The sequence below is a fragment of the Streptomyces sp. NPDC008121 genome, from assembly GCF_042957155.1.
In the GTDB taxonomy this organism is placed as follows: domain Bacteria; phylum Actinomycetota; class Actinomycetes; order Streptomycetales; family Streptomycetaceae; genus Streptomyces.
On sequence record NZ_JBIBHT010000001.1, the window covers coordinates 791,444 to 815,788 of the forward strand.

Sequence of the window (24,345 nt, forward strand, 5' to 3'; positions counted from 1 at the left end):
TTGGAGCCATGACCGTGGAAGTCCGCCTGACCACCCCGGGCCGGCTCGACGAGGTCCTCGGCCTACCGGTCGACGCGGTGAGCATCGGGCAGGAAGGCTGCGCGGCCAAGCTGCCCGACGCGCTCACGCTGCGCCAGGCACTGGCCAGGATCCGGCAGGCCGGTCTGCGGGCCGGTGTCGTCCTGCCGGCCGCCTGGCAGCGCAGCAGCATCCGCCTCACCGGCCTGGCGCGGGACCTGGCGGGGCAGGGGCCGCTCACCGTCACGGTGAACGACCTCGGGACCGCCTCCGCGCTCACCGACGCCGGCTGCGAGCTGGCCGCAGGACTCGCCCTCATGCCCGGACGGCCCCACGACGCCGACCAGGCGCCGCGCGGCCCGCTCGAGGCACCGGTGTTCGAGGAGCCGTACCTGCACGAACTCGCCGTGTTCGGCATCACGGCCCTGGAAAGTGACGCCGCCGCCCTCGTCCCCGAGAAGAGCGGCCTGACGGTGCGGCGCCTGCTCGACGTCACCCCGCTCGCCTGGGCCCGCTCATGCCCCACCGCCCGCCACCACCGGCTCGCGCCCCCCGACTGCACGAGCGCCTGCGACAGGCCCGTCGACATGGCGGCCACCCACCGCTGGCAGCTCGGACACGGGCACCGCGAACCCATCCCCGTCGCCGACCGGCCCGCCCAGGTGCCGCTCACCGTGTACGGCAACGCCGTCTACACCCGCACGCCCACCACCGCACCGCCCGCCGGTGACGTCATCATCGACGCCCGCTTCTACACGCCGGACCAGCTGGCCACCCGTGTGCACTCACTGCGGAGCCCGGTGCCCGCGGCGTCCTTCTAGGCCGTGTCCGGAAAGTCCCGCCTGGCCCGCGACGCCTGGCACGAGCTCCCCCGTAGCCCTTCGGGCACGGGAGGTGCCCCCACGCCGCGTTGTCGGGATCACCCGAATACGTCCAGTACGAGGGCGACCCTCCGCCTTGCGATCGCACGCACCAGACGCCGCGAGCCCTGCCTTGCGGGCAGACGGCGCTACTTTCCGGACACGACCCAGGGGGTGCCAGGCGCCGCGACCCCGGCAAGATCGGCAAGACATCCCGAGGAGCTTTCATGGTTGACCTCGCACTGAGCAGTGACCAGCAGGACATCGTCGACCAGGCCCGCGCGGTCGCCCGCCGCTGCCTGGCCCCCCGCGCCGCCGAGCACGACCGCGACGCCGCCTTCCCCACGCAGAACTTCGCCGACCTCCACGACGCCGAACTCCTCGGCCTGCTCGTTCCCACCCGGTACGGCGGCACCGGCGCCGACCTCACCTCGTGGGGACTGGCCGTCGCCGAACTCGCCGAAGCATGCGGATCCACCGCGTTGATCTACGCCATGCACTCCGGCGCCGCACGCCTCCTCGCCGCCGACGCCGCGACCAACCCCGTCGCCGAACGCGTCCTGAAGGAGGTCACCTCCGAAGGCAGGCTTCTCAGCTGGGGATTCTCCGAACCCGGCACCGGCGGCAACATCCTCAACCCGCAACTGCGCGCCACACCCGACGGCGACACGGTCCACCTGGCCGGCACCAAGGCGTTCTGCACCGGCGCCGGGCACGCCGACTACTACCTCATCAACGCCCACAGCGGCGAACCCGAGTTCCGCCGCAGCCAGACCATGGCCGTCATCCCCGCCGGCCACGACGGCCTCAGCGTCAAACGGACCTGGGACGCGATGGGCATGCGCGCCAACAGCGCCAACACCCTCCAGCTCGACTGCCGCATCCCCACCACGAACTGCGTCGGCGGCCCCGGCGGCGGCATGACCCGCCTCACCCACGCCCTGCCCGCCCTCATCCTCGGACTCGCCTCCGCCTCCCTCGGCATCGCCCGCGCCGCCCAGAACTTCGCCAACGACCACGTCATGCGCCGCAAACTCGCGCCCACCGGCCTGCCGTTGGCCGCCTTCCAGGGCGTACGCCTCCACGTCGCGGACATGGCCACCACCGTGCACACCGCCCGCCTGTCCCTGCTGCACGGCGCGTGGACGGCCGAGAACGACCCCCTCGAAGCGCTCCCGGCGCTGAACATGACCAAGTACATCTGCAACAAGGCCGCCATCACGGTCGCCGACACCGCCATGCAGGTCACCGGCGGCCACGGCTTCCTGCGCGCCAACCCGCTCGAACGGCACTACCGCGACGCCCGCGCCGGCGCCGTCATGGGCGCCAACCTCGACGCCCTGCGCGACATGATCGGCAAAGCAGCCCTCGGCCTCGACCCGCGCAGCGACACCATCACCGCACCGACAGGAGAGAGCCGGCCGTGACCACCACACCCGCCGCTGCCACCCCGACCGACGACGAGCTGCTCACCGCCCTGCGCGAGGCCCTCACCGAGATCCTCGACCCGGCCGACCTCGCCCACGTCGACCTCGACCACCTCGACCGGACGACGCCGCTGCTCAGCCTGCCGCTCGACTCCATCACCCTGGTCGCCGCGATGAGCCGCATCGAGAGCGCCTTCCGGGTCTTCATCCCCGAGCAGAAGGCGTTCGCCTTCACCCACATCGGCGACCTCGCCGACTACGTCCGCGAGCGAGTGGCCGCCAAAGCCGCCCGCGCCGACAAGTGAAGGACCAGCCCATGGCCGTCACCACCGTCGACGACGCCGGTCTGCTCGACTACCACACCCTCGGCGAGCACACCGCGGGCATCACCTTCCTCGACTCCCGCGGCGTCACCGCATCCCTCACCTACCGTCAGCTCGACGACCAGGCCAGGAGGGCCGCGGGGGCGCTCCTGGCCCGCGGCCTGAGGCGGGGCGACCGAGTACTGCTGCCGCTGGGCACCGGCCCCGACCACCTGGCCGCCCTGTGGGGCTGCCTGCTGGCCGGCCTGGTCCCGTGCACCGTCGTCGTCCCGCCCCACCCGGGCGACACCACCGCGACCGGCACCCGCCAGTTCCGGGCCGTCGTCTCCGTCACCGAGCCCGCCGCCGTCATCACCGCCGACAGCGCCACCGCCGCCGACCTCGCCACCGACGCCGGTCCGCGCATTCTGACCGTGGCCGACCTCCGGCACCCGCCGGCAGACCCGGCACAGCTCACCCCACCGCACCCGGACGACCCGCACCACATCCAGCTCACGTCCGGATCCACCAGCGCCCCCAAAGCAGCCGTCCTCACCTACGCCCAGGTCACCGCCAACGTACGCGCCATCCACCGCGCCCTGGAGCTGACACCCGAGCAGGACCGGGCGTGCCATTGGCTGCCGCTCCACCACGACATGGGCTTCATCCTGACCCTGTCCACCCTCGCCCGCGGCGTGCCGCTGGATCTGATGCCGTCCATCAGCTTCCTGCGCGACCCGCTGTCCTGGCTGCGGCACATCTCCGAACGAGGCGCGACCATCACCACGGCCCCGCCCTTCGGCTACCGCACCGCCACCGAACGCTTCCGCCGTACCCCCGACACCGACCTCGACCTGTCCAGCCTGCGCCAGGCGTACGTCGGCGCCGAGCCGATCCCGCTCCAGGTCCTCACCGACTTCCGCGACACGTTCGCCGGGCAGAACCTCGGCGAGGACGTGATCATCCCCTGCTACGGCATGGCCGAGACCGTCCTCGCCGCCACCATGTCCCTCGACCGGCGGCCGCCCGGCAGCCTGTCCTGGGGCCGGGTCAAAGCCCTGCGCCTGGATCGCGAGGACCTGCACCACCACACCAAGGTCACCGACGCGACCCATGAGCGGTCCTCGATCACCGTCATCGCCTGCGGCCGGCCCGTCGGCGGCCTCACCGTCCACATCCGCACGCCCGAGGGAAAGGACTGCGGCGACGACGAGATCGGCGAGATCCACCTCCAGGGCGACTCCGTCATGGCCGGCTACCTCAGCCCCGGCGGCACCCCGAACCCGGTCCCCGACCGCACGCACGCCACCGGCGACCTCGGCTTCACCCGGGACGGCGACCTGTACATCGTCGGTCGCGTCAAAGAACTCCTCATCGTCAACGGCCGCAACCTGCCGCCGTACGACGTCGAAGAGACCATCGAGACCCACCCCGACATCGACGCCGGCAACAGCGCCGTCTTCTCCTGCACCGACGACGGTGGCGAACGTGTCATCGCCGTGATCGAAACCCGCCTGCGCCCCGACGAACACCACCGGCTCAAGCACGAAGCCGCGATGGCCGTCCGCCAGGCGTACGGATTCAACCTGCACGAGGTGATCGTGCTCCGGCGCGGCGGCATCCCCCGCACCACCAGCGGCAAGCGTCAACGAGGCCGTCTGCGCGACGATTACCTCACCGGGAGGCTGGCCTAGGGCCTTTCGTTCGGATCGCGCCGGGCTCGCGAGCTCTGGCACCGCACCTCGCCGCGTTGTCGTCGGTCGCCAACGCTCCGCGTTGACTCCCTCCTCCGCCTTGCGATGCACAGCACCAGACCCCGCTCCCTGATCCGGCCTGATCCGAACGAAAGGCCCTAGATGCCACACAGCACCGTGCCCCGTACAGCCCCGGCCACCCGTTCAGCTGAGCAGGATCGGCAGCAGGAGTTCCGCCGCGTCATGGGTGAACTGGCCGCCGGGGTCACGGTGCTGACCACCGCCTCCCCGCGCGGGCCCGTCGGCATGACGACCAGCGCAGTCACCTCGCTCTCCCTCGACCCGCTGCTCGTCCTGGCCTGCCTGGCCAACCAGTCCGGCACCCTCGCTCTCATCCGCGCACACGGCGCCTTCGCGGTGAACATTCTCGGCGCGACCATGGACCACACCTCCCAGGTGTTCGCCGAGAAGCCCCTCATGGAACGGTTCGCCGGCGTTGCGCACCACTACCAGGACACCGTGCCGGTCCTCGACGAAGCCGTCGCCTCCTTGACCTGCGCCGTCCACGCCACCCACCCCGGCGGAGACCACACCATCCTGATCGGGTCCGTCACCACCGCCGGCCACGGAAGCGGCGAGCCGCTGCTGCGCCACCGCGGCACCTACCGCCGCCTCGCATGACAGGGCGGCACGATCGCCGCCTCTCTCCGACCGGTCGACCACCGCCACACCGCCCCTAGGGGAAGACGGATGCCCTGGACACAGCACCACCTCCTGCCCCAAGTCGCCCTTCCACCCACCGGATATCGCCCGGCCGCGGGCCACATCGACGTGTGGACGCTGCACGCCGACCCGGACACCGCCGGGCGGGCCCACCGCCTCACATCCCTGCTCGACGCCTCGGAACGGCATCGCGCGGACAGCTTCCTCAGCGCCGACCGACGCGGCACCTACGTCCTCGCGCACCTGGCCCTGCGACTCGTCCTCGCCAACTGTCTCGGGACCGCACCGCAGGCGATCACCCTCTCGCGCGCGCTCTGTCCCTCCTGCCACAAGCCCCATGGCAGACCGACGCTTCCGCAGAGGGACCTGCACTTCTCCCTGTCCCGCACACGCAACACCCTTATGCTCGCCCTCGCCCGGACCCGGGTGGGTATCGATCTCGAGGCCGCCGACCGCGTCGATGCCGCCCTGCTGCGCCGTCTCCACCCGAACGAGCAGGAATCGATCCACCGACTGCCCCCGGCGCACCGCCCTCGGGCGCTGCTCGGTTGCTGGGTCCGCAAGGAGGCGTTCCTCAAGGGATACGGATCCGGCCTCGGGGCGGGCCACCTGCAGAGCGTGGACATCGGACCGGGTCCCGAATTCGGCGGTCACAGCGCCGCTGTTCCCTCCGGCTGGCTTCTGACCCCGCTCGCCGCGCCTCCCGGGTACGCGGCCGCCGCAGCCTTGCAGTCCCGTACGACAGCCTCCCGGCCGCCGGCCGTCGCACATCACGGATGCGACCTGTGCAGCCACCCGGTCCACGCGGCCGATGCCGGCTCCGCGCTGTCCGCGTAGGGCGGCCCGCTCGAGGCACATCACGTATCCGTACCCGACACCCAAGGGCGAGCATGACGACTGACGTACCGGAATTCCTCAAGGTCTACACCCCGAGCAGGGGGCTGAAACGGATCACGCCGTTCTCCCGGACACCGGCGACCGGTCGTTACGGTGAGGCGTGGCACCTCGCGGCCCAGCGCTTTCCGAACCAGCGGATCATCCTGTCGCGGCCGGCGGACATCGCGCCCGACGCCGGCACTCATTTCAGCTACCGGCAGTGGGCCGCGCTGGTCGATGACGTGGCCGCTCGCCTCTACGCCGCCGGGGTGCGGCCGTGGGACCGAGTCGCGGTGATGAAGGCGAACCACCCCGACGTCCAGGTCGTCGGCTCGGCCGCGGCCCGCCTCGGCGCCATCCCCTTCCAGCTGGCCTGGAACCACGGCAACGAGGTGGCCACCACGCTGCTGCGGCGGATGGAGCAGCCGTTCCTGGTGACCGACCCGCGTTGCCTGGAGATCGCCGAACTGGACGCGGAAGCGCTGGCGAAGCTGACCCGCAGGACCGTCGTCATCGGCGCCGGTGATGTGCTGCCCGACGGTGCCGTCTCCTTCGAGAGTCTGGCCGGCAGCCCCGCCGCGCCCGTCGAGCTGCGCGAGTTCGACGAGCCGATGGTCGCCACGCACACCTCGGGCACCACGGGCATCCCGAAGCTGGCGCTGCACAGCGCCGAGACGCTGCACTCCATCGCGCACGTCCAGACCGAGCGCTGGGGCGGGATGGGGTTCCGGCACAGCGACACGTTCGCCTTCTTCGACCCCTTCTTCCACCAGCACACGCTCACCGCTCTGTTCGCCATCGCCACGGTCGGGCCGAAGTACCTCGCGGTCTCGGACGTGCCCGACGACCGCATCGCGGATCTGCTCGCCGAGCACCGCCCGACGATCGTGGACATGCTCCCGAACATGTACCTGCGCCAGGAGCACCTGCTCGACGACCCGCGCAGGCTGTTCCGGCAGGTCCGCCTCTACATCAGCTCCTTCGACGCGGTGCACACGCGCTCGATCCGCACGTTCCTCGACGCGTCGGACGCGAGGCTGCCGGTCTGGGTGCAGTCGTGGAGTCAGACGGAGAACGGCGGTCTCGTGCTACGGCCGTACGTCAAGTCGGTGGTGCGCGAAATCGGTCAGTTCCCGCCGCCCACCCAGTACATGGGCTGGCCGCTGCCCACGGTCGCCAAGATCCGGATCACCGACCCGGCCACCGGGAGGCAGCTTCCGAAGGGCACGGTGGGTCTGGTCGAGATCAGCCAGCCCGGCCGTTGCCTGACGTACGTCGGTGAGCAGGACCGCCACGACAACAAGGTCAGCGGCTGGTGGTGGAACACCGGTGACCTCGGCGTCAAGTCGCCCAGCGGGATGATCCGGCTGGTCGACCGGGAGATCGACCGGATCGAGGGCACGAGCGGCATCGCCGTGGAGGACGTCCTGCTGGACCGGCTGCCCGAGACGAGCGAGGTGGTCGTGCTGGCCCGTCGTCAGGGGAAGCCCGGTGTCGTCTACTCCACCTACTCCGGCGCGGAGATCGATCCGCAGCGGTGGACTGCGGCGCTGAACGGTCTGCCTGATCTCGACAGCCCGATCCACCTGGACTGGAGCGACATCCCCCGCACGGCCACCTGGAAGGTCAAGCGGGTGGCGCTGCGGCGGCAGCTGTTCGACGAGGCACCTGTCGGCACGGGTGACTGGAGCTGATCTCCCTCCGCGCCGGGCACCCGACCGCTCACAGAAACGGGAGACCTTTCGTGCCCAGGAACCAGAAGAGCCAGATCGTGCGGCGCCTCCAGGAGAACTGGAGCATGAAGATCCTCCGGGCCCTGGAGCTGGAAGGCAAGTCGCCGTACTTCCGTGCCATGCAGACGGCCAACTCCCCGCGGATCACGATGGACGGCCGCCCCCGCCTGATGCTGGGGTCCAATAATTACCTCGGCCTCGCCGACCACCCGCTGGTCATCGAGGGCGCGCGCAGGGCACTGGAGCGCTTCGGCGCCGGGTCCACCGGCAGCCGGCTGCTGAACGGCTCCATCGACCTGCACCGTGAACTCGAAGCCGAGATCGCCGACTGGTTCGGCATCGAGGACGCGATCGTGTTCACCACCGGTCACCAGGCGAACCTGGCGACGGTGGGCGCCCTGGTCGGCCGCGGTGACGTGATCGTCTCCGACTCCGACGCACACGCCTCGCTCCACGACGCGGCCAAGTTCACCGACGCGCAGTCCGTCCGGTTCCGTCACAACGACATCGACAGCCTCGTCGAGAAGCTGGCCGCGGCCGGCAAGAGCGGCCGGCCGACCATGGTCACCGTGGACGGCGTGTACTCGATGGAGGGCGACCTGGCACCGATCGACCAGGTCTCCGAGGTGTGCCTGGAGCACAGGGCGCTCCTGCTGGTCGACGAGGCGCATGCGGTCGGAGTGCTCGGCCCCCACCTGACCGGCGTCACCGAGCTCTACGGCAAGGCCGACAGGACACCGCTGCGCACCGGCACGTTCTCCAAGAGCATCGCCTCGACCGGTGGCTTCGTGGTGGGCTCGCACGACCTCGTCGACGCGATCCGGACGAACGGGCGGGCGTTCCAGTTCACCGCGGCGGGGGTGCCCGCCGCTGTCGGCGGCGCACTCGCCGCGGTCCGGCTCATCCGGTCCGCCGAGGGTCGGGACCGGGCCGATCGGTGCCTGGCGAACGCCCGATTCCTGCGGGACTCCCTTGCCTCGCTCGGAGTGCCGCTCGCCGCTCCAGCGGTCGGACCCGGCGGTGCCGAGACGGTGACGCCGATCGTGCCCGTACTCGTCGGGGAGTCCCTTCGGGCGTTCGCCACGTGGCACGAGCTGTACGAGCGCGGCGTCTTCGCCGCCCTCGCGCACTACCCCGCGGTACCGCTCGATCGGGCCATGCTGCGGCTGGCCGTGACCGCCGAGCACACCCTCGCCGACCTCGAAGAGGCGGCCGCCTCCCTCCACACCGTGCTGAAGCTGGATGCCGAGCACCAGCTCGTCGCCTGACAAGACACAGGGGAACCTCATGACCATTCGCATGATGGCGACGGAGCGCGCGGCGCTTGAACGCCACCTGCCAGGCCTGCGGAAGGAACTGGCCCGGCACAGCCTGCTCGACCTCGAGGCCCGCGACAGCGGGGTCATAGACATGTTCAAGAACTCGGACGCGCCCGCGCTGGTCGCGCCCGAGGAATGGGGTGGTCTTGGAGCGTCCGCTGTGGAGGCGACCCGCGTGCAGCGGGCCATCGGCGCCCTGTCACCGGCGCTCGGTGCCGCCACCACCATGCATCATCTGTCGATCGCCACGCTCATCGAACACAGCGCCACCGGCTCCGACGACGAGAAGGAACTCCTCAAGGCCGTGGTAGCAGCGAGAATGCTGTTCTCCTCGGGGTTCTCGGAGGGCAACCCCGGCACCAGCGCGGCGAGTGCCTTCATGCCGACCGTGACGGCGCAGGCGGTCGAGAACGGTTTCACGGTCAACGGCCGGAAGCAGCCGTGCAGCCTGTCCGCGTCGATGGATCTGCTCACCGCCGGCGTCGCCGACGAGGCGACTGGCCGTCGCGGCGTCATCGTGGTGCCGGCCGCGTCCGAGGGGATAAGGGTCGAGCCGTTCTGGGACACCCACGTCCTGGCGGCCTCGCAGAGCGACACCGTGGTGCTCGAGGACGTGTTCGTGCCGTCGGACATGCTGTTCTGGAACGACGTCGACGACCCGACCGGCCGGCACGAGAAGACCGGCTACGTCTGGTTCGGCCTGTTGATCTCGGCCACCTACCTGGGAGCCGCGTCGCTGCTGCTCGAACGGATGCTGGCGAGCCCGACGACCAGCCCGATGCTCTACGCCGACGCCGCGTGCGAGATCGAGACGTCGATGGCGGCGCTCGAGGCCATCGCCCGCGCCTTCGACGAGGGCGATCGGTCGGACGAACTCAGCGCGCGCGTGCTGTTCGTACGGGAGGGGATCCGGCACGGCATCAAGCGGGCCGCGTCGACGGCGGTGGACGCGCTGGGCGGCATCGCCTTCATCAAGTCGCCCGAGATCGCCTACCTGCTGGCAGCGGTGCAGGCGGCCGGCTTCCACCCCCCGTCCCGCAGGGCCACCGCGAACACTCTGCACGCGTACCACGCGGGCACCGGCACGGTGACGCTGAGCTGACCGGACTCCCCTCCTCCCCCAGCCGCCCCGGTGCGGAACAGGTGGTTCGCCGGTTCCACCGGCGAACCCGTGGTGAGAGGCCGGAGCCTAGCTCAGCGTCTGTACCGCAGCCGCGTCGTACGGCTTGAGCTCGTCGGTCCGCCCTGCCAAAACCTTGGCTGCCCACTCCGGGTCCTGGAGCAGTGCGCGGCCGACGGCCACCATGTCGAACTCCTCCCGCTCCAAGCGGTCGAGGAGGTCGTCGATGCCCTGGACAGGAGCGCCTTCGCCCGCGAAGGCGTGGATGAAGTCGCCGTCGAGGCCGACCGATCCGACGGTGAGGGTGGGCTTGGCGGTGAGCTTCTTGGTCCAGCCCGCCAGGTTCAGGTCCGAGCCGTCGAACTCGGGGATCCAGTGGCGGCGGGTGGAGGCGTGGAAGGCGTCGACGCCGGCCGCGGCGAGGGGGGCCAGGATCGCCTCCAGCTCCTGCGGGGTCTGGGCGAGCCGCGCGTCGTAGGCGTCCTGCTTCCACTGCGAGAAGCGGAAGATCACGGGGAACTGGGACGATACGGTCTCGCGGACCGCGGTCACGATCTCGGCCGCGAACTTCGTACGGGCCACCGGGTCGCCGCCGTAGGCGTCGGTACGGCGGTTCGTCCCCGCCCAGAGGAACTGGTCGATGAGGTAGCCGTGGGCACCGTGCAGTTCGATGCCGTCGAAGCCGATGCGCTCGGCGGCCGCGGCGGCTTCGGCGAAGGCGCCGATGACGTCGTCCAGGTCGCTCCGGGTCATCGCCCTGCCCGTGCCCTCGGTGCCGTCGGGACGGATACCGGAAGGGCCGATCGCCGGGGCGTCGGCGTAGGGCGCCTGCCCCTGCCGGCGCACCATGCCGATGTGCCACAGCTGCGGCACGATCGTGCCGCCCGCCGCGTGCACGGCTTCGGCGACCTCGGCCCACCCCGCCAGCTGCTCCTCGCCGTGGAACCGCGGCACACGGTCGCTCTGGCCGGCCGACTCGTGGCCGACGTACGTGCCCTCCGTGACGATCAGGCCCACGCCGGCGGCGGCGCGGCGGGCGTAGTACGACCGCACGTCCGCGCCGGGGACTCCACCGGGAGAGAACATGCGCGTCATCGGCGCCATCGCGATGCGGTTCGGGACGGTCAGGCCGTTCAGCGTGACGGGCCGGGACAGGATCTCGGCCGCGCGGGAGGTGGGGGACGCGGTGACGGTCACAGGGACGCTCCTCGGGGCGATTACTTGACAACCTTGATGCTTGAGAACTTCATGCAACGTGAGGACCGTAAAGGCCGATGCTTGAGATAGTCAAGTATTTCCGGTTAGAGTGGCTCCCATGAAAGAAGCTCCCCGCGCCGACACGGCCCAGCTCATGGAGCTGCTCTCCGTGGCGCTCGGTGTCTACTACGGTGACTTCACCGTCGCCGCGGCGAGCGAGAACCTCACGGTGAGCCAGGGCAAGGCCCTGACCGTGCTACGCCGGGGACCGGCCGCGATGCGCGCACTGGCCGAGACCATGACCTGCGACGCCTCCAACATGACCGGGATCATCGACCGGCTGGAGAAGCGCGGCCTGGTGCGCCGCGAAGCCGCCGCCTCCGACCGGCGTGTCAAGAACGTCATACTCACCGCCGAGGGCGAGCGCGTCACCGACGCGATCCGCGCGAAGATGCTCACCACGCAGGAGGGCCTGAACAGGCTCGACGACAAGGACCGGGACTTCCTGTACACCCTGCTGGAACGGGTCTTCGTCTGCCCTCCCACGGTCTGACCCGACCCCGTACGCCTCCCTTCTTCCCAGCGGCAGCCCCGCTCGTGTTCAGCTCCCTCTCGCTCGCGCCACGGGGCCGTCCGTACGGAACAGCCGTCATTATCCGCACGGGCCCTGCCGAGCGCCACACCCCCACCGGAGAGCCGGCCGCGTCACTCCCCTGCGGTTCCACGGCCGGAGCGTCGCCGACTACGCCGTCCGCTCCACGGCCGCGGTGCAGGAGTTCAGCGGGTCACGTCCGCACAGCCGCGATCTCACAGCCTCCGGGGATGCAGGTGCCCTCCACACGCCGGGCCCGTGGTCTCGCCGGGTCCGGCGGGTTTCACAGGCCCTTTGGAGGCGTTAGGGACGCGTCAGGATTTGGCGGGTCAGGAGGCCGGGAGAGGTGGCGTGGTGACGCCCCGGTGCTGGGGCATGAGAGCCATGGCATGGCTCTGACCGGGGCTTTCCCTGTGGCAACGTGGCTTGTTCGGTCTCAAGGCAGGGCATGTGAGGGGGCGGCCTGTCCGGTGCGAGTCCGCGTCGTAGGCAGGCTCATACTCGATGAGCGCTGTGAGGCCCCCGCGCTGGTGGCCGTGAATGAGCGGGCCGAAAGGGTTGATGGGGGACATGAGGGACGCGGATCAGGCGGGTATGCCCGAGGTGGTGGACAGTCCCGCTCTGCGGGCTCAGCCGTCGGGCGGGCTGGGGCGGTGGATGCTGCGGCACCAAGTGCAGCCGGTGGGCCCAGCGGCGGGTGGGGGGCATGCTGAGCCGCATCCGTGGTGGAAGGTGATGTGCCTGACCGGGGTCGACTACTTCTCCAGCCTGGCCTATGTGCCTGCGATCGCCGCTCTGGCCGCGGGGGCGGTCTCGCCGTTGGCGACGCTGCTGATCGTGGCCCTGACGCTGCTGGGGATGCTGCCGATGTACCGGCGGGTGGCGAAGGAGAGCCCGCACGGCGCCGGTTCGGTGGCGATGCTGGAGGACCTGCTGCCGTTTTGGTGGGGCAAGCTGTTCGTGCTGGTCCTGCTCGGTTTCGTGGCCACCTCGTGGATCATCACCATTACCCTCTCCACGGCGGACGCCTCCGTGCACGTGGTGGAGAACCCCTTCTTCCCTGCGGTGCTGCACGGGCACGAGGTCGCGCTCACAGTGGCGCTGCTGTTGGTGCTGGGCGGGGTGTTCCTGCTCGGGTTCAGCGAAGCCGTCAGTGTGGCTATCCCCTTGGTTGCCGTCTTCCTCGCCCTGAATGCGGTCGTCATCGGCATCGGCCTGGTTCATGTGTTCACCACCCCTGGGGCCTGGTCGGCGTGGACCGATGCCCTCGCAGCGGGCGGAGGCGACTTCGGTGACTTGGTGGGCCCGGCGCTGTTGGCCTTCCCCCTCCTGGTGCTGGGTCTGTCGGGCTTCGAGACCGGCGTGAGCATGATGCCGCTCGTCGCCACCGAGGGGGATGATGCCGAGCAGCGACTGCGCTCGCGGATCCGCAACACCCGCAGGCTGCTGACCACCGCCGCGCTCATCATGAGTGTCTACCTGCTGTCCGCCAGCTTCGTGACCACCCTCCTCATCCCGCAGGAACTCTTCGAACCGGGCGGAGCAGCCAACGGCCGCGCCCTGGCATGGCTGGCCCACGAGCACGTCGGAGAGGCGTTCGGCACTGTCTACGACATCAGCACCATCCTGATCCTGTGGTTCGCCGGCGCATCCGCCATGGCAGGACTGGTCAACATCGTCCCCCGCTACCTGCCCGACTACGGCATGGCCCCCGAATGGGGACGCGCCGTGCGCCCCGTCGTGATCGTCTACACCATCCTGTGCGTCGGCATCACCATCGCCTTCAACGCTGACGTCGACGAACAGGCCGGCGCCTACGCCACCGGCATCCTCGCCATGATGGTCTCGGGCGCCTTCGCCGTCACCGTGTCCGTGGCCCGCCACCGACGGCGCGCCACCACCGTCGGCTTCGGCCTGCTCACGGCCGTGCTGCTCTACGCCCTGATCGCCAACATCATCGACAAGCCCGACGGCATCGTCATTTCCGCGTTCTTCATCGCCGGAATCGTCATCGTGTCGCTGATCTCTCGGGTCTCACGCACCACCGAACTGCGCGCCGACCGTCTCGTCTTCGACGAGGCCGCCCGCCGGTTCATCGACGCGACCCTCGCCCACGACGGTGCCATCAACATCATCGCCAACCGCCGCCAGGCCGGCGACGTCGCCGAGTACCGCGACAAGGAACGCGAACAGCGCGGCGTCAACCCGGTGCCCGGCCGCGCCGACGTCCTTTTTCTGGAAATCGACGTGGTCGACCCCTCCGACTTCAGCGAAACCCTCACCATCCACGGCGTCGATGTCGACGGCTACCGGATTCTGCGCGCCGAGGCGCCGGCCGCGCCGAACGCCATCGCCGCGATCCTGCTGGCCCTGCGCGATGCCACCGAGGTGCAGCCCCACTGCTACTTCGCCTGGGCCGAGGGCAGCCCGCTGGTGCACATGGTCCGTTACTTCCTCCTGGGACGCGGTGACACCGCTCCGGTCACCCGCGAGATCATCCGCAGCCACGAACCCGACCCCGCCCGCCGCCCCGGCATCCACGTCGGAGGCTGACCAGCCGCGGCCCTCCATGCCGCTTGCGAGGCCGCTGGCGAAGGGCTGCCAGACCAAGATCCCCGCGCAGGCGGGACGGCGCGGGGTACAGGAAGCTTGGCGGATGCTGATTCCGGGAACAGAGGGCTGGCAGCGTGGTCTGCGCCGCATGAAAGGCCGATGCCTCAGCCAAGGAGGAGGTACGCCGCGACCTCCCGATCGATGGCAGCCGGATGGACCGTCTCCCTGGCCCGCCGATCACCCTCGTCGCCCCCTGGGAGAGAAGGCGGGAGGCCACAGTCCGGGTCTGATCCCCCTTGCCCTGGGGCAATATGAAGGCGAGGCGGGTGTCGGGGCTGGGAATGAAGAGGGTCGGCTTCTAGCGTGGCCTGATGACTCAGGAGGATCCTGCGCAGATGCCCTCGCCGGTTACGCAGCGCGCCCGGCTTCGTTCCAAGGTCACGGAGTGGTGGGAACGGCAATCGGTCGGGGTGAAGGGGCTGGTTTTTTCTGTGATCGGCGGGGTCGCGGTTTTTGCTGTGACCAATGGGCTGGTGCCGGGTGTGGCCGCTCTCGTTCGATGGATTTCCGACAACGAAAAGCATGGATTGAGCATCACCGGCGAGCAGGTCGTAGCGAGCGATCGAGACGGATGGGTTTTCGCAAAGAAGACCTACGAGAATCTCAGTCCTGCGCCGACTGAAGTGAAGCGCCAGGACTTGGCGAGGTGGGCCCAAGAGAACGGAGGCACAGCGGTCTCACAGGGCTTCACGTTCACCCTTGGCGGTAAGTCTGACGAAACGGTGGAGATCACGAAGCTCGTACCGGAGGTGAGCTGTGATCGCAGCGTTGCCGGCGTCCATGTCTACGAAGAAACACACTTGACCCTGATCCCTTCGAATTCCACCGTACCGACGGCCGACAACGACCCTCCGCAGATCCTGTTTCGCGACGAAAAAGGTAAACCAATTCAGGCGCGGAAGTATCTGGTATCGAAGAAGGACAAGGAGGAAATCATTCTGTCCGTACGCGCAAACTCACACCGGTGCACGTGGAGCGTGGTCGTGGAATGGGCACTGGGCGAGGATGACGACCACAAGACGCGAATCCCTACGAAGGGCCATCACGTCGTCACGGGAACCGACTCGGCCACCGCGCACTGGAAGACCGACGGCACACCGACCCCCGACTACTCCTGACCCTGCCGTACCGGAAGGTCCTACCGCCGGGGAGACCTCTCAGGCGGGAAAGGCATCCGCGGTATGCACGGCGACGACAGTGTGGCCGGCCATCCGCCGACCGTGCGGACCGTTTCCGAGAGGCATCGGCGCCTCTCTCACCTGATCGCCCGCAGGATCGTTGGGAATTCATCAACCGGTCACGTGTGACGACGCGTCCGTAGCCGCCGGTCTCAGAGGAGGCGAGCGGCGATGGCCAGGGTGTCGTCCTTGTGCAGGGCGTCGGTGAGCATGTCGCGGGCCAGGGCGGCGGGAAGGTGATCAGTGGGCAGGTTCCGGTGGCGCCGGGTGGCTTCCAGCAGGCGCTCTTCTCCCTCGCAGGAGTTCCTGCGGCTTTCCGTGAGGCCGTCGGTATAGAGGATGAGCAAGTCGTCTCGCTTCAGCTGCGCGGAGACGACCCGTTCGCTGCCGGGCAGGGGGTAGCCGATGCCGCGGCCGCGGGCTTCGAGGTAGGTGGCCGTGCCGTCTGCGCGGACGAGGAGCGCCGGTGGGTGGCTTCCGTTGGCGAGGCTGACCGCACCCGTCGCGGGGTTCAGCCGTGTGAGGAGGACCGTGGCCATGACGCTCTGGTCGAAGGGCGCGAGGATGTGGTCCGTGCGTGCCACGATGCTGTCGAGGGGGTGGCCCTCGAGAGCCAGGGTTCGTACGGCGTGTGTGACGGTGAGAGCGGTGCGCGTGCTGGTGATGCCGTGACCGAGGGCGTCGACGATGGTGATGTGGACCGTTCCATCCGGCAGCTCGAACCAGTCGTAGAGGTCTCCGCCGGTCGGCTGGTCGGTGCCGGCGGGGGCGTAGTGCACAGCCAGCTCGAGGCCGTCGACGTGCATGGGGTGCGGGCGCAGGGCGTCTTCGAGTGCGCGCAGGGTGCGGCCGTGGGCGCGGCGTAGCTCTTCATCCTGCTCTTCAAGCTGTACGTACAGGGCGAGGACTCCGCTGTTGGTCTCGGCCAGCTCGTGCTTGAGTCTGCGGTGTTCGGCGGTGAGGCTGTCGGCTCTGGCGAGCGCTGTGCGCAGTTCCTCTTCGATCAGGGCGAGGTCGGAGTCGTCGGTCTCTGGGCAGGTCGGGGACGAGCCGGGAGACGGTTTTCCGGGGCGGCGGCCGGGTGCAGGCAGCCGGGTGCGCAGGGGCGCCGGGGCCGGAGGGGTGGGTACGCGCCAGACCATGGTGCCGTCGGTGGTGGTCTCCGCGGGGAGCGGAAGGTGCTCCTTTGCCGGCGGGCTCAGGGCACCGCGGCGCGGCGGGTGCAGGGTGAGGGTCAGCCGGCCGGCGCCGCTGTCCGTTGTCTCGTGTGTGGAGGTGAGGGTGACGATGTGGCCGGCGCCGAGGGGCGCGGCGGCTGCTTCGCTCAGGGACAGGACGAGGCGGGCTCGGTCGTCCGGGGGCAGGCGGTGGGCGAGTGCGATGCTTCGCACGCCGCGCCGTAGAGCAGTCGGCGTACGGAAGGTGTCACTGGTCATGGAGTTCCCGGGTGGGGGCCGAGGACCAGGACGGTGGCGTCGTCACGGCTTCGGCGACGTGTGTGGACCAGTGAGGCTGCGAGCAGGGTGGGGGGCAGCCTCAGCTGGACGGTTGAGGGGGTGTGCGTCCATCGAGGATCGATGCCGTCTGTGTACAGGACCACGCGTGCGTGCCGGGGCAGGGCGAAGGTTCGGCTCACTGTCCGGGGATGGTGGTATCCGACGATGCCGGCGTCTCCCGTGAGTTGCCGGTGAACGCCTTGGGGTGTGAGGACGGCGGCTCGGATGTTTCCGACGCCGCAGTACTCGGCGGTCCCGGCCGCTGTCCTGATGGCTGCGGCGGCCGCGCCTCGGGTGTGCCGCAGCGCTCTGTGCAGGGCGCTGATGATGTCGGGAAGGGGCGCGTCGGAACAGGAGTGGAAGGTCCGCAGTGCGCGTTGGGTTGCTTCCGCCGCGTCCGGTCCGTGTCCTAGCCCGTCGATGACGAGCCCTGTCCGGACGTCGTCGTGTTCGGCGAGGGCGTATCCGTCGCCGCAGGCCGTTTGGCCGTCGGCGGGCAGGCACAGGGCGCCGACGTCGGCCGGCGGCCGTGGGGCATGGGGCGCTCTGAGCTGGGCGTGCGCGAGGGTGCCGTGGCCTGCGTCGGAGCGGATCGTGAACGCGGTGGCGATGCGGTGTACCGCGCCCAGCCCGGCTCCGAGTGTCCTGGTCGTGCTGAAGCCGTCGGTGAGGCTGAGGCCGATGTCGCCGATGCCGGGACCCTGGTCCACCGCGATGACGTCGAGGCCCCGCTCCAGGGGCGAGGGCTGGAGGAAGACGGCTCCGTCGTACGCGTGCTTGCTGATGTTGCTGGCGAGTTCGCTCGCGAGGACGGCTGCCTGGTCGGGGAGCGCTCCGGGCATCCGGCATTGCCACGCGAGGGCCCGGGCCTGGTCGGCGGCCGTCTGGACGGCGCTGTGATGGTCGATGGGGACGTGGAGTGTCCCTCCGGCCGATGCGGGGGTCACCGTCGTGTGTTCCAGCGCAGAGCGATGACGGTCGTGCCCTCGCCTGGTGTGGTGTGGACGTGGAATTCGTCCATGAGACGGCGGGCCCCGCCGAGCCCGTGGCCCAGGCCGGCGCCTGTGGTGTATCCGTCGACGAAGGCGGCCTCGAGGTCGGCGATGCCGGGGCCTTGGTCGGTGACGTAAAGCTTCAGTCCTTGCCGTCCCTCCTGCTGGACGTGCTCGAGGGCGAGGGAGCCTCCGCCGCCGTGGACATACGCGTTGCGAGCGAGCTCGCTTGCGGCTGTCACGATGCGTGTCTGGTCGACCAGGCCGAATCCGCCGCGCACGGTGGCTTCGCGCACGGCGTGGCGGGCGGTGAGCAGGTCTTCCTCGGCACGGATCTGGTGGGTCACGCGGTCGGGATGGGGGTGCGGTGAGCAGGGTGTGGCATCGGTCAGGGTGGTGCGGCGTGACTGGGGGGAATCACCGTAGAGCGTCATCTGCTGCCCCCTTTGGGGGGTAAGGGGCTTGCTGCCAGCCGAGTGCGATCATGCCCTGTTCCGCGTTCAGGGTGGTCTCGACACCGGAGAGGCGCAGGCCTAGTTCGACCAGCGTGATGGCCACGGCCGGCCTCATGCCGGCCACGATGACCCGGGCGCCGAGGAGCCGGGCGGTGGTCGCCAGTTCCATCAGGGTCCGTGCCACGAAGGAGTCGACGAGCTCCAGACGTGAGATGTCGATGAGAACGCCTCGCGCGCGATCGGTGACGATGCGTTCGGTGAGTTCTTCGGTGAAGGCGACGGCGCCCTTGTCGTCGAGTTCGTCGAGCAGTCCGGTGACGAGGACGTCGCCCAGGCGCAGGATCGGTACGCCGCCACTCACAGGGCCGCCGCGGGGGCGGGCTGCCGTGGCGCCGGCTGGTCGGTCATCGTGATGGCGGCGGCGAGGGCATCGGCGAGCGTCGCGCGGGTCAGGATGGCGGAGAGGTCGATGCCGAGCTGGGCGATGATCTGTGCGATCGGCGGGCGGATGCCGCTGATCACGCAGTCGGCGCCCATGAGCCTGACCGCGTTGACGGTCTGCATCAGGTGGTGGGCGACAGCGGTGTCCACGGTGGGTACGCCGGTGATGTCGATGATGGCGACCTGCGCCTCTTCGCGCTGGATGGCTTCCAGCAGGTTTTCCATCACCACTTGGGTGCGTGTGGTGTCGAGGTTGCCGATCAGGGGGACGGCCAGCACCCGGTCCCACAGGCGCACCACCGGAGTGGACAGTTCCAGGAGCTGCCGGCTCTGGCGGCGGATGATCTCCTCACGGCCTTCGACATACGTGGAGAAGGACAGGGCGCCGGCGGCGTCCAGCAGACGGTTGATGAAGAGGGCTGCCTGGAGCAGGGCGGCGGGGTCGCGCGTGTCGTGCTGCACCGCCTCGAGGAGTGCCTCCTTAAGGGCGAGGACCGCCAGCGAGGTCCCTGTGGGGCTCGCTCCCGCGCGGGCCCGGCGCAGAGACAGGTCGGTGATGGCCTGCCGCAGGCCCGGGTGGGCGCTCACCACGCGTTCGGCGGGCTGGTCTCCTTCGAGTCCGGCACGCAGCGCGTCGACCAGGAGGTCGGCCTCCTCGCGGAGTTCGGCCTCGGTGATGCCGGTCCCGAGGACCGCTCGCTCCAGCTGCAGCTGGACCCATCGATCGGCTACCTCTTCGCTCCGTGCGCGCAGAGCTCCCTCTATGTGGAGCCGGGCCTCAGGCTCTGTGGTGTTCATTCCTCCGCCTTCGCAATTGTTGTTGCGCGGCAAATGTTAGCCGAGGGACACCTTTCGGGGGAAGGCAGGCAAGCGCCGGGGCACTGCCGCAACGCCCTCGGGCCGCCGGGAGGGCCGGCAACACCCGTGGAGACATTCGGCGGCCCGGGGCCTCCACCGAGACAACGGGCAGGCCGAAGGTCCATCCGGCGCGGCCGGGCGTTCGGGCGCAGGGCGGGCCTACCGGGCCACCCGGCGCATGGTGTCCGCCGTGCGGGGCGAGGAGTCCCGCGGATGGGCCGGCTACCAGGGTCTTCGCGCGTGCCCGCGTACAGGCATGCAGATCGCGCCGGGGGGCACGAGAGCGGGAAGCGCAGGCATCGAAGCAGAGCAGTCATGGACGATACCGAGGCACGAGCACAACCGAACGGGAGCGGAGGAGCGACCGCGGCGGGAGATACGTCCGCTGCCGTGGCGTCCGCCTTGGTCGCCCTGTCGGAGGACGCCGCCCTTCAGGCCCCTGGCTTCGCCATGCCTCCCGCCATGCGGGCTCTGACCGCCCTGGCGACCGGGGCGCCGATTTCAGCCGGCGTCCTCGCCCGCATCCTCGGCGTCACCCCGGCCACCATGAGCCGCATCTGCGGACGTCTCGAGGCCGCGGACCTGCTGGCACGGGTCAGCGACCCACGCGACCGCCGCAGAACCCTTCTCGATCTGACTCCCGCGGGCGAGACGGCGGCCCGCGGCATACGAGACCGGCACGCGCGGGCACTGGCGGCATCCCTGCCCTCCGAATGCGGAAGCGAGGATGTGCGGCACGCGCTGGAGGCCGTGCGCGACCGGTTGCGCCGGACCACGGCGGCCTCCGAGCGATCACTTCCTGCGTCGGACGAGCCGCGCCGCATGTGACGCAAACCGCCACGGGTCAACCGTTGCCTGTCGGCAACATTTGACGTTTGACAAACGTGGGCACGAGGAAACAATCTGACTCCACACGGAGTGTGCCAGCCGGCGAGCCATCACGGCGTCAAAGATCAGGAGTACTGTGAACCGGTCGCCTTGCCTCACCGGAGACCGGTTCAGGCCGATTCCGCAGCCTTGCCGCCGGGCTCTTCACCCTTCGAGCTGGTGCTCTCGACGGAGCGGCCGAAGCCGGCGAGGCCCCTCGCGAGTGCGGCCCGGTCCTCGACCGCCATGTCGGTGATGATCTCGAGCAGCGCGCGCTCCCTACGGGCCCTCAGGTCCTTCAGGTAGCTTTCCCCGCGGCTCGACAAGCGCAGCTCGAGCTCGCGGCGACTGGCGGAGCTGAGGGAGCGCTTGATGAAGCCCAAAGCGTGCAAACGATCACACATCCGGCTGACCGACGACGGCGCCGAACTGAGCGCCTCACCCAGCGTACGTAGATTGATCCCCCGATTGCGGTCCAGCGCGTAGAGCACCCGAAGCTGTGACGACGACACCGGAGCCGTCGACGTCGCATCGCGGCCTTGGCTCCAGAGCACTTCAAGCAGCTCGATGACCTCGCGAGTCGTCTGCGCGGCAGCATCCCGATCGCCGCCGGGAGCACCTTGGGAATGCATGTCCCCAACTGTGACACTTCGCAAAGGTCCTGTCAGTCGCTGCGACATGAGAGACCGTCCGCTCCTTTCCCGACATTCCGAACAGGTGGTAACCGAACGGTGGACAGATTCACGGCCGTGGAACGCGCCCTGCGCAGAGCCGCGCCCCACGCCCTGCTCGAAGCGGTGCAACGTGCACTCGCCACCGCCTACGCCGCCGAGTCCGTCGACCTGCTCATGGCCGACTACGCGATGACCATACTGCAACCGGTCAGCGCGCTGCCCTACACTGCCGAGCCGATTCCCATCCACACCAGCGCCCCCGGCCGGGCCTTCGGCGCCCAGGAACCATACGTAGAGACGGACAAACGTACCAACACCGTGCTGGCACATCTTCCGATCAGCGTGCGGGGCGACCGCATCGGCATTCTCAGCGTCCGGCTCCCTGAGGAGGCCTACGACTCGGACGTCGCCCGGGAACTGGCAGACGTCGCGGAGGTCCTCGGCTACGGCATCGTGGTCGCCGAGCGGGACACCGACCTCTACCTCCAGGCCCGCCGGGCGGACCGTCTCACTCTCGCGGCCGAGATGCAATGGCAGCTGCTGCCCGGCCGCTCCTGCTCCCGCCCCGAGTACGAGCTCGGAGCCCAGCTCGAACCCGCCTACGCGATCTACGGAGACAACTTCGACTGGTCGACGTCCGCCCACCACCTGACCCTCACGGTCACCAACGGCATGGGCGAAGGCATCGAAGCCGCTCTCCTCACCAACCTCGCCATCAACGCCCTGCGCAACGCACGCCGAGCCGGCCTCTCCCTCTCCGATCAGGTCTGCCTGGCCGACCAGGCCGTCTACGGTCACTACCGAGGCGGGGTACACCTTTCGGTGCTGCACCTGTGCTTCGACCTCGCCACAGGAGAAACGGAGATCATCGACGCCGGCTCCCCGAAGATGTGGCGGCTGAGACAGGGCAAGGCCGAACCGATCACACTCGACGCCCAGCTTCCGCTCGGGATGTTCGAGGACACGATGTACACCGCGCAACGCTTCCACGTGGAGCCGGGCGACCGGCTGCTCTTCGTCAGTGACGGCGTATACAACGTGGCATCCCCGGCCGGCGAACGCTACAGCGAGCGCGCCCTGGTCCGCGCGATGGCCAACACCCGCCTCCTCCCGCCTTCACAGGTACCCCGAGCGGTGCTCCAGGAGCTGTCCGGACACCGCGGCTCCATCGACGCCGACGACGACGCCATGGTGGTCTGCCTCGACTGGCACGGACGCCCCTGAGAGAAGCGAGAGGCTACTGCGCGGCGGACCGCCGGCCGGCTGGAGAGGCGGGGGCCGGCCGGCTGTAGCCACTCCCCAGTCGGCATCGCTCCCACGATCATCGTGGGGTTTGGCGGTCAGCCCCGTCGCCCGGCCATTCCTCCTGGCCGCCACGCCGGCGGTGCGGATTTTCCATGACGGCGTCGGGGGCCAGTCAGTCGTGCCCGCGCCACGTCGTGTGCGACCCCGCCTTTCTGGGCAGGATGCAGTCCGCCAGCAGCCCGCTCGACTCGGGGACCTCCCGCTCTCCGCCGCCACCGCCAGCGTCGTGGCCGTCCTCCTCGATGCCCGGGCCGCCCCCGCCCTCGGCGCGCTCCTCCACGTCGTCCCCGTCCTGAAGGAGCCCTTTCATGACCACCGCGTCCGCGACCTACTGGGAGTCGCTGTGGTCCCAAGGCCGCCGCTACCGGCAGCTCGACGACGCCGAGAACCGGCTGCTGGAGGACCGTCTCGGCCCCGGTCACGACCGGCCCGCCCTCGACATCGGCTGCGGCGACGGCTCGCTTACCCGACGCCTCGCCCAGCTCGGCTACCGCACGATTGGCATCGACTGCTCCTCCAGCGCCGTCGCGCTCGCCGCCGCCCAGGACGCCGGGCCCGGTCGCGAACCGGTCTGGCGGTGCATGGACATCACCACCGACGACCTCCGCGCCCTGCCGGAGCCGGCGTACGCGGTCGTCACCTGCCGCCTGGTCTACCGGTGGATCGATGACAAAGCCGCCTTCCTCGGCCGCGTCCGGCACCTCCTTGCCCCCGGCGGGACCTTCTGGGTGGTCGCCGAGATCTCCGGGCGCCGTGCCACTGCGCACTCCTCGCAGGGCCTCGGAATCACTCCCGCGCAGGCGGAGATCCTCACCACCGGCTGGTCCGCCGTCCAGACCGCCGACGTCGACGTCCTGCGCTGCTTCGCCCTGCGTCCCTGACCCCCGCTCCGGCTACCGGATGGAGTACTCGGTGACCACCGAATCGGACACCTTCGAGGCCTGGAACGTCTACGGCGCCCACCAACTGGCCCGAGGGCTGGAGCTGCCCGAGCTGGACCGGTGGGACTGGGGCCTCCTCGACATCGGTCCCGGTATCGAAGCCCTCGGTGACGTGAACGGGCTGCGCGTCCTCGACCTCGGCAGCGGCCTTGGCCGACACGCCGCTTACCTCGCCGCCCGGGGCGCCGACGTCACCGCCGTGGACGCGTCTCCCACCCAGCACCGACGCGCCCTCGCCCGCTACCCGGACACTCCGGGTCTGCACCTGGTGTGCGCCGACGCCGTGGCCTTCCTGCGCGACGCCGATCCTTACGACCTGGTCTACTCCGTCGGCTCCATGCCGTACCTGAACCCCGACCGGCTGCTGCCCGTCCTGGCCAACGGCATGAGACCGGGCGGCCGGCTCCTCTTCTCGGCGCTGCACACCAACTCGGACGGCATCGGGCCGTCGACCGAGTTGATGCCGCGCCCCGAGATCCTGCGGCTGCCAGGTACCACCGAAGACCACCCCGTGAACATGTGGGTCCTCACCCCGCACCTGTGGGAGGGCCTCTTGGTCCAGCACGGCTTCAGCATGGAGGCGGTCACGGCGATCGACTGCCCGGAGCCGGACAACCACGTCTCCTACCGGCTGTATGCCGCCCGGCGCCCGCAGGCGACGTGA

At 69.9% G+C, this 24,345-nt stretch carries 24 protein-coding genes; 16 read left to right on the forward strand and 8 right to left on the reverse strand.

Annotation, left to right across the window (positions count from 1 at the left end; genetic code table 11):
• Nucleotides 1-8: 8 nt before the first annotated feature.
• The 9 genes from ACFZBD_RS03435 (at nucleotide 9) to ACFZBD_RS03475 (ending at nucleotide 10,054) form a co-directional block, all read left to right on the forward strand.
• Complete coding sequence (locus ACFZBD_RS03435) at nucleotides 9-839, forward strand: hypothetical protein (protein WP_391134563.1); 831 nt, start codon at nucleotides 9-11, stop codon at nucleotides 837-839.
• Between the two features lie 266 nt (nucleotides 840-1,105).
• Complete coding sequence (locus ACFZBD_RS03440) at nucleotides 1,106-2,305, forward strand: acyl-CoA dehydrogenase family protein (protein ID WP_391134566.1); 1,200 nt, start codon at nucleotides 1,106-1,108, stop codon at nucleotides 2,303-2,305.
• Nucleotides 2,302-2,610 carry a phosphopantetheine-binding protein gene (locus ACFZBD_RS03445; protein ID WP_391134569.1) on the forward strand — a complete coding sequence of 103 codons (309 nt, stop codon included), beginning with the start codon at nucleotides 2,302-2,304 and terminating at the stop codon, nucleotides 2,608-2,610. Before ACFZBD_RS03440 ends, ACFZBD_RS03445 begins: the two co-directional genes overlap by 4 nt.
• A gap of 11 nt (nucleotides 2,611-2,621) precedes the next feature.
• Nucleotides 2,622-4,301, forward strand: a complete 1,680-nt coding sequence (locus ACFZBD_RS03450; RefSeq protein ID WP_391134571.1) for an AMP-binding protein — start codon at nucleotides 2,622-2,624, stop codon at nucleotides 4,299-4,301.
• Nucleotides 4,302-4,544: 243 nt separating this feature from the next.
• Complete coding sequence (locus ACFZBD_RS03455; protein ID WP_391134574.1) at nucleotides 4,545-4,982, forward strand: flavin reductase; 438 nt, start codon at nucleotides 4,545-4,547, stop codon at nucleotides 4,980-4,982.
• Nucleotides 4,983-5,051: 69 nt separating this feature from the next.
• Nucleotides 5,052-5,861 (forward strand): 4'-phosphopantetheinyl transferase superfamily protein, encoded by an 810-nt coding sequence (locus ACFZBD_RS03460; RefSeq protein WP_391134578.1) that lies wholly within the window; start codon nucleotides 5,052-5,054, stop codon nucleotides 5,859-5,861.
• A gap of 53 nt (nucleotides 5,862-5,914) precedes the next feature.
• Nucleotides 5,915-7,594 (forward strand): AMP-binding protein, encoded by a 1,680-nt coding sequence (locus tag ACFZBD_RS03465; RefSeq protein ID WP_391134581.1) that lies wholly within the window; start codon nucleotides 5,915-5,917, stop codon nucleotides 7,592-7,594.
• A 50-nt stretch (nucleotides 7,595-7,644) separates the two neighbouring features.
• Nucleotides 7,645-8,901 carry an aminotransferase class I/II-fold pyridoxal phosphate-dependent enzyme gene (locus tag ACFZBD_RS03470; RefSeq protein ID WP_391134584.1) on the forward strand — a complete coding sequence of 419 codons (1,257 nt, stop codon included), beginning with the start codon at nucleotides 7,645-7,647 and terminating at the stop codon, nucleotides 8,899-8,901.
• 19 nt (nucleotides 8,902-8,920) lie between these two features.
• Nucleotides 8,921-10,054, forward strand: a complete 1,134-nt coding sequence (locus tag ACFZBD_RS03475; protein ID WP_391134587.1) for an acyl-CoA dehydrogenase — start codon at nucleotides 8,921-8,923, stop codon at nucleotides 10,052-10,054.
• A gap of 87 nt (nucleotides 10,055-10,141) precedes the next feature.
• On the opposite strand, the gene ACFZBD_RS03480 is transcribed toward ACFZBD_RS03475, so the two are convergent.
• Complete coding sequence (locus ACFZBD_RS03480; protein ID WP_391134590.1) at nucleotides 10,142-11,269, reverse strand: NADH:flavin oxidoreductase; 1,128 nt, start codon at nucleotides 11,267-11,269, stop codon at nucleotides 10,142-10,144.
• A 118-nt stretch (nucleotides 11,270-11,387) separates the two neighbouring features.
• Between ACFZBD_RS03480 and ACFZBD_RS03485 the strand changes: the two genes are divergently transcribed.
• From ACFZBD_RS03485 to ACFZBD_RS03495, 3 genes are all read left to right on the forward strand, one after another.
• Nucleotides 11,388-11,822, forward strand: coding sequence for a MarR family transcriptional regulator (locus ACFZBD_RS03485; RefSeq protein WP_391134593.1), 435 nt, complete (start codon nucleotides 11,388-11,390; stop codon nucleotides 11,820-11,822).
• Nucleotides 11,823-12,455: 633 nt separating this feature from the next.
• On the forward strand, nucleotides 12,456-14,414 hold the full coding sequence (locus ACFZBD_RS03490) for an amino acid transporter (protein WP_391134596.1): 1,959 nt from the start codon (nucleotides 12,456-12,458) through the stop codon (nucleotides 14,412-14,414).
• A gap of 371 nt (nucleotides 14,415-14,785) precedes the next feature.
• Nucleotides 14,786-15,592, forward strand: a complete 807-nt coding sequence (locus ACFZBD_RS03495; RefSeq protein WP_391134599.1) for a hypothetical protein — start codon at nucleotides 14,786-14,788, stop codon at nucleotides 15,590-15,592.
• Between the two features lie 212 nt (nucleotides 15,593-15,804).
• Here the strand turns inward: ACFZBD_RS03495 and ACFZBD_RS03500 are convergent, their stop codons facing one another.
• The 5 genes from ACFZBD_RS03500 to ACFZBD_RS03520 form a co-directional block, all read right to left on the reverse strand.
• Entirely contained in the window at nucleotides 15,805-17,043 is a 1,239-nt protein-coding gene (locus tag ACFZBD_RS03500) for a SpoIIE family protein phosphatase (protein WP_391134602.1), read from the reverse strand.
• 41 nt (nucleotides 17,044-17,084) lie between these two features.
• On the reverse strand, nucleotides 17,085-18,095 hold the full coding sequence (locus ACFZBD_RS03505; RefSeq protein WP_391134604.1) for a SpoIIE family protein phosphatase: 1,011 nt from the start codon (nucleotides 18,093-18,095) through the stop codon (nucleotides 17,085-17,087).
• Nucleotides 18,092-18,487 (reverse strand): ATP-binding protein, encoded by a 396-nt coding sequence (locus ACFZBD_RS03510; RefSeq protein WP_391134607.1) that lies wholly within the window; start codon nucleotides 18,485-18,487, stop codon nucleotides 18,092-18,094. The genes ACFZBD_RS03505 and ACFZBD_RS03510 overlap by 4 nt, the downstream gene beginning before the upstream one ends.
• Nucleotides 18,488-18,557: 70 nt before the next feature.
• The gene (locus ACFZBD_RS03515; protein WP_391134610.1) at nucleotides 18,558-18,956 is read right to left on the reverse strand and encodes an STAS domain-containing protein; all 399 of its coding nucleotides are present in this window, start codon (nucleotides 18,954-18,956) and stop codon (nucleotides 18,558-18,560) included.
• Nucleotides 18,953-19,834 carry an STAS domain-containing protein gene (locus ACFZBD_RS03520; protein ID WP_391134613.1) on the reverse strand — a complete coding sequence of 294 codons (882 nt, stop codon included), beginning with the start codon at nucleotides 19,832-19,834 and terminating at the stop codon, nucleotides 18,953-18,955. The genes ACFZBD_RS03515 and ACFZBD_RS03520 overlap by 4 nt, the downstream gene beginning before the upstream one ends.
• A 450-nt stretch (nucleotides 19,835-20,284) precedes the next feature.
• Between ACFZBD_RS03520 and ACFZBD_RS03525 the strand changes: the two genes are divergently transcribed.
• Nucleotides 20,285-20,722 (forward strand): MarR family transcriptional regulator, encoded by a 438-nt coding sequence (locus tag ACFZBD_RS03525; protein ID WP_391134616.1) that lies wholly within the window; start codon nucleotides 20,285-20,287, stop codon nucleotides 20,720-20,722.
• A 170-nt stretch (nucleotides 20,723-20,892) separates the two neighbouring features.
• On the opposite strand, the gene ACFZBD_RS03530 is transcribed toward ACFZBD_RS03525, so the two are convergent.
• On the reverse strand, nucleotides 20,893-21,393 hold the full coding sequence (locus ACFZBD_RS03530) for a MarR family transcriptional regulator (RefSeq protein ID WP_391134619.1): 501 nt from the start codon (nucleotides 21,391-21,393) through the stop codon (nucleotides 20,893-20,895).
• Between the two features lie 99 nt (nucleotides 21,394-21,492).
• On the opposite strand from ACFZBD_RS03530, the gene ACFZBD_RS03535 reads away from it, so the two are divergent.
• Nucleotides 21,493-22,659, forward strand: coding sequence for a SpoIIE family protein phosphatase (locus ACFZBD_RS03535; protein ID WP_391134622.1), 1,167 nt, complete (start codon nucleotides 21,493-21,495; stop codon nucleotides 22,657-22,659).
• A gap of 193 nt (nucleotides 22,660-22,852) precedes the next feature.
• On the opposite strand, the gene ACFZBD_RS03540 is transcribed toward ACFZBD_RS03535, so the two are convergent.
• A complete protein-coding gene (locus ACFZBD_RS03540) occupies nucleotides 22,853-23,050 on the reverse strand; it encodes a hypothetical protein (protein ID WP_391134625.1) in 198 nt (65 codons plus the stop codon).
• On the opposite strand from ACFZBD_RS03540, the gene ACFZBD_RS03545 reads away from it, so the two are divergent.
• Nucleotides 23,049-23,621 carry a methyltransferase gene (locus ACFZBD_RS03545; RefSeq protein ID WP_391134628.1) on the forward strand — a complete coding sequence of 191 codons (573 nt, stop codon included), beginning with the start codon at nucleotides 23,049-23,051 and terminating at the stop codon, nucleotides 23,619-23,621. The two genes, ACFZBD_RS03540 and ACFZBD_RS03545, sit on opposite strands and share 2 nt — an antisense overlap.
• 31 nt (nucleotides 23,622-23,652) lie before the next feature.
• Nucleotides 23,653-24,345 carry a methyltransferase domain-containing protein gene (locus tag ACFZBD_RS03550; protein WP_391134631.1) on the forward strand — a complete coding sequence of 231 codons (693 nt, stop codon included), beginning with the start codon at nucleotides 23,653-23,655 and terminating at the stop codon, nucleotides 24,343-24,345.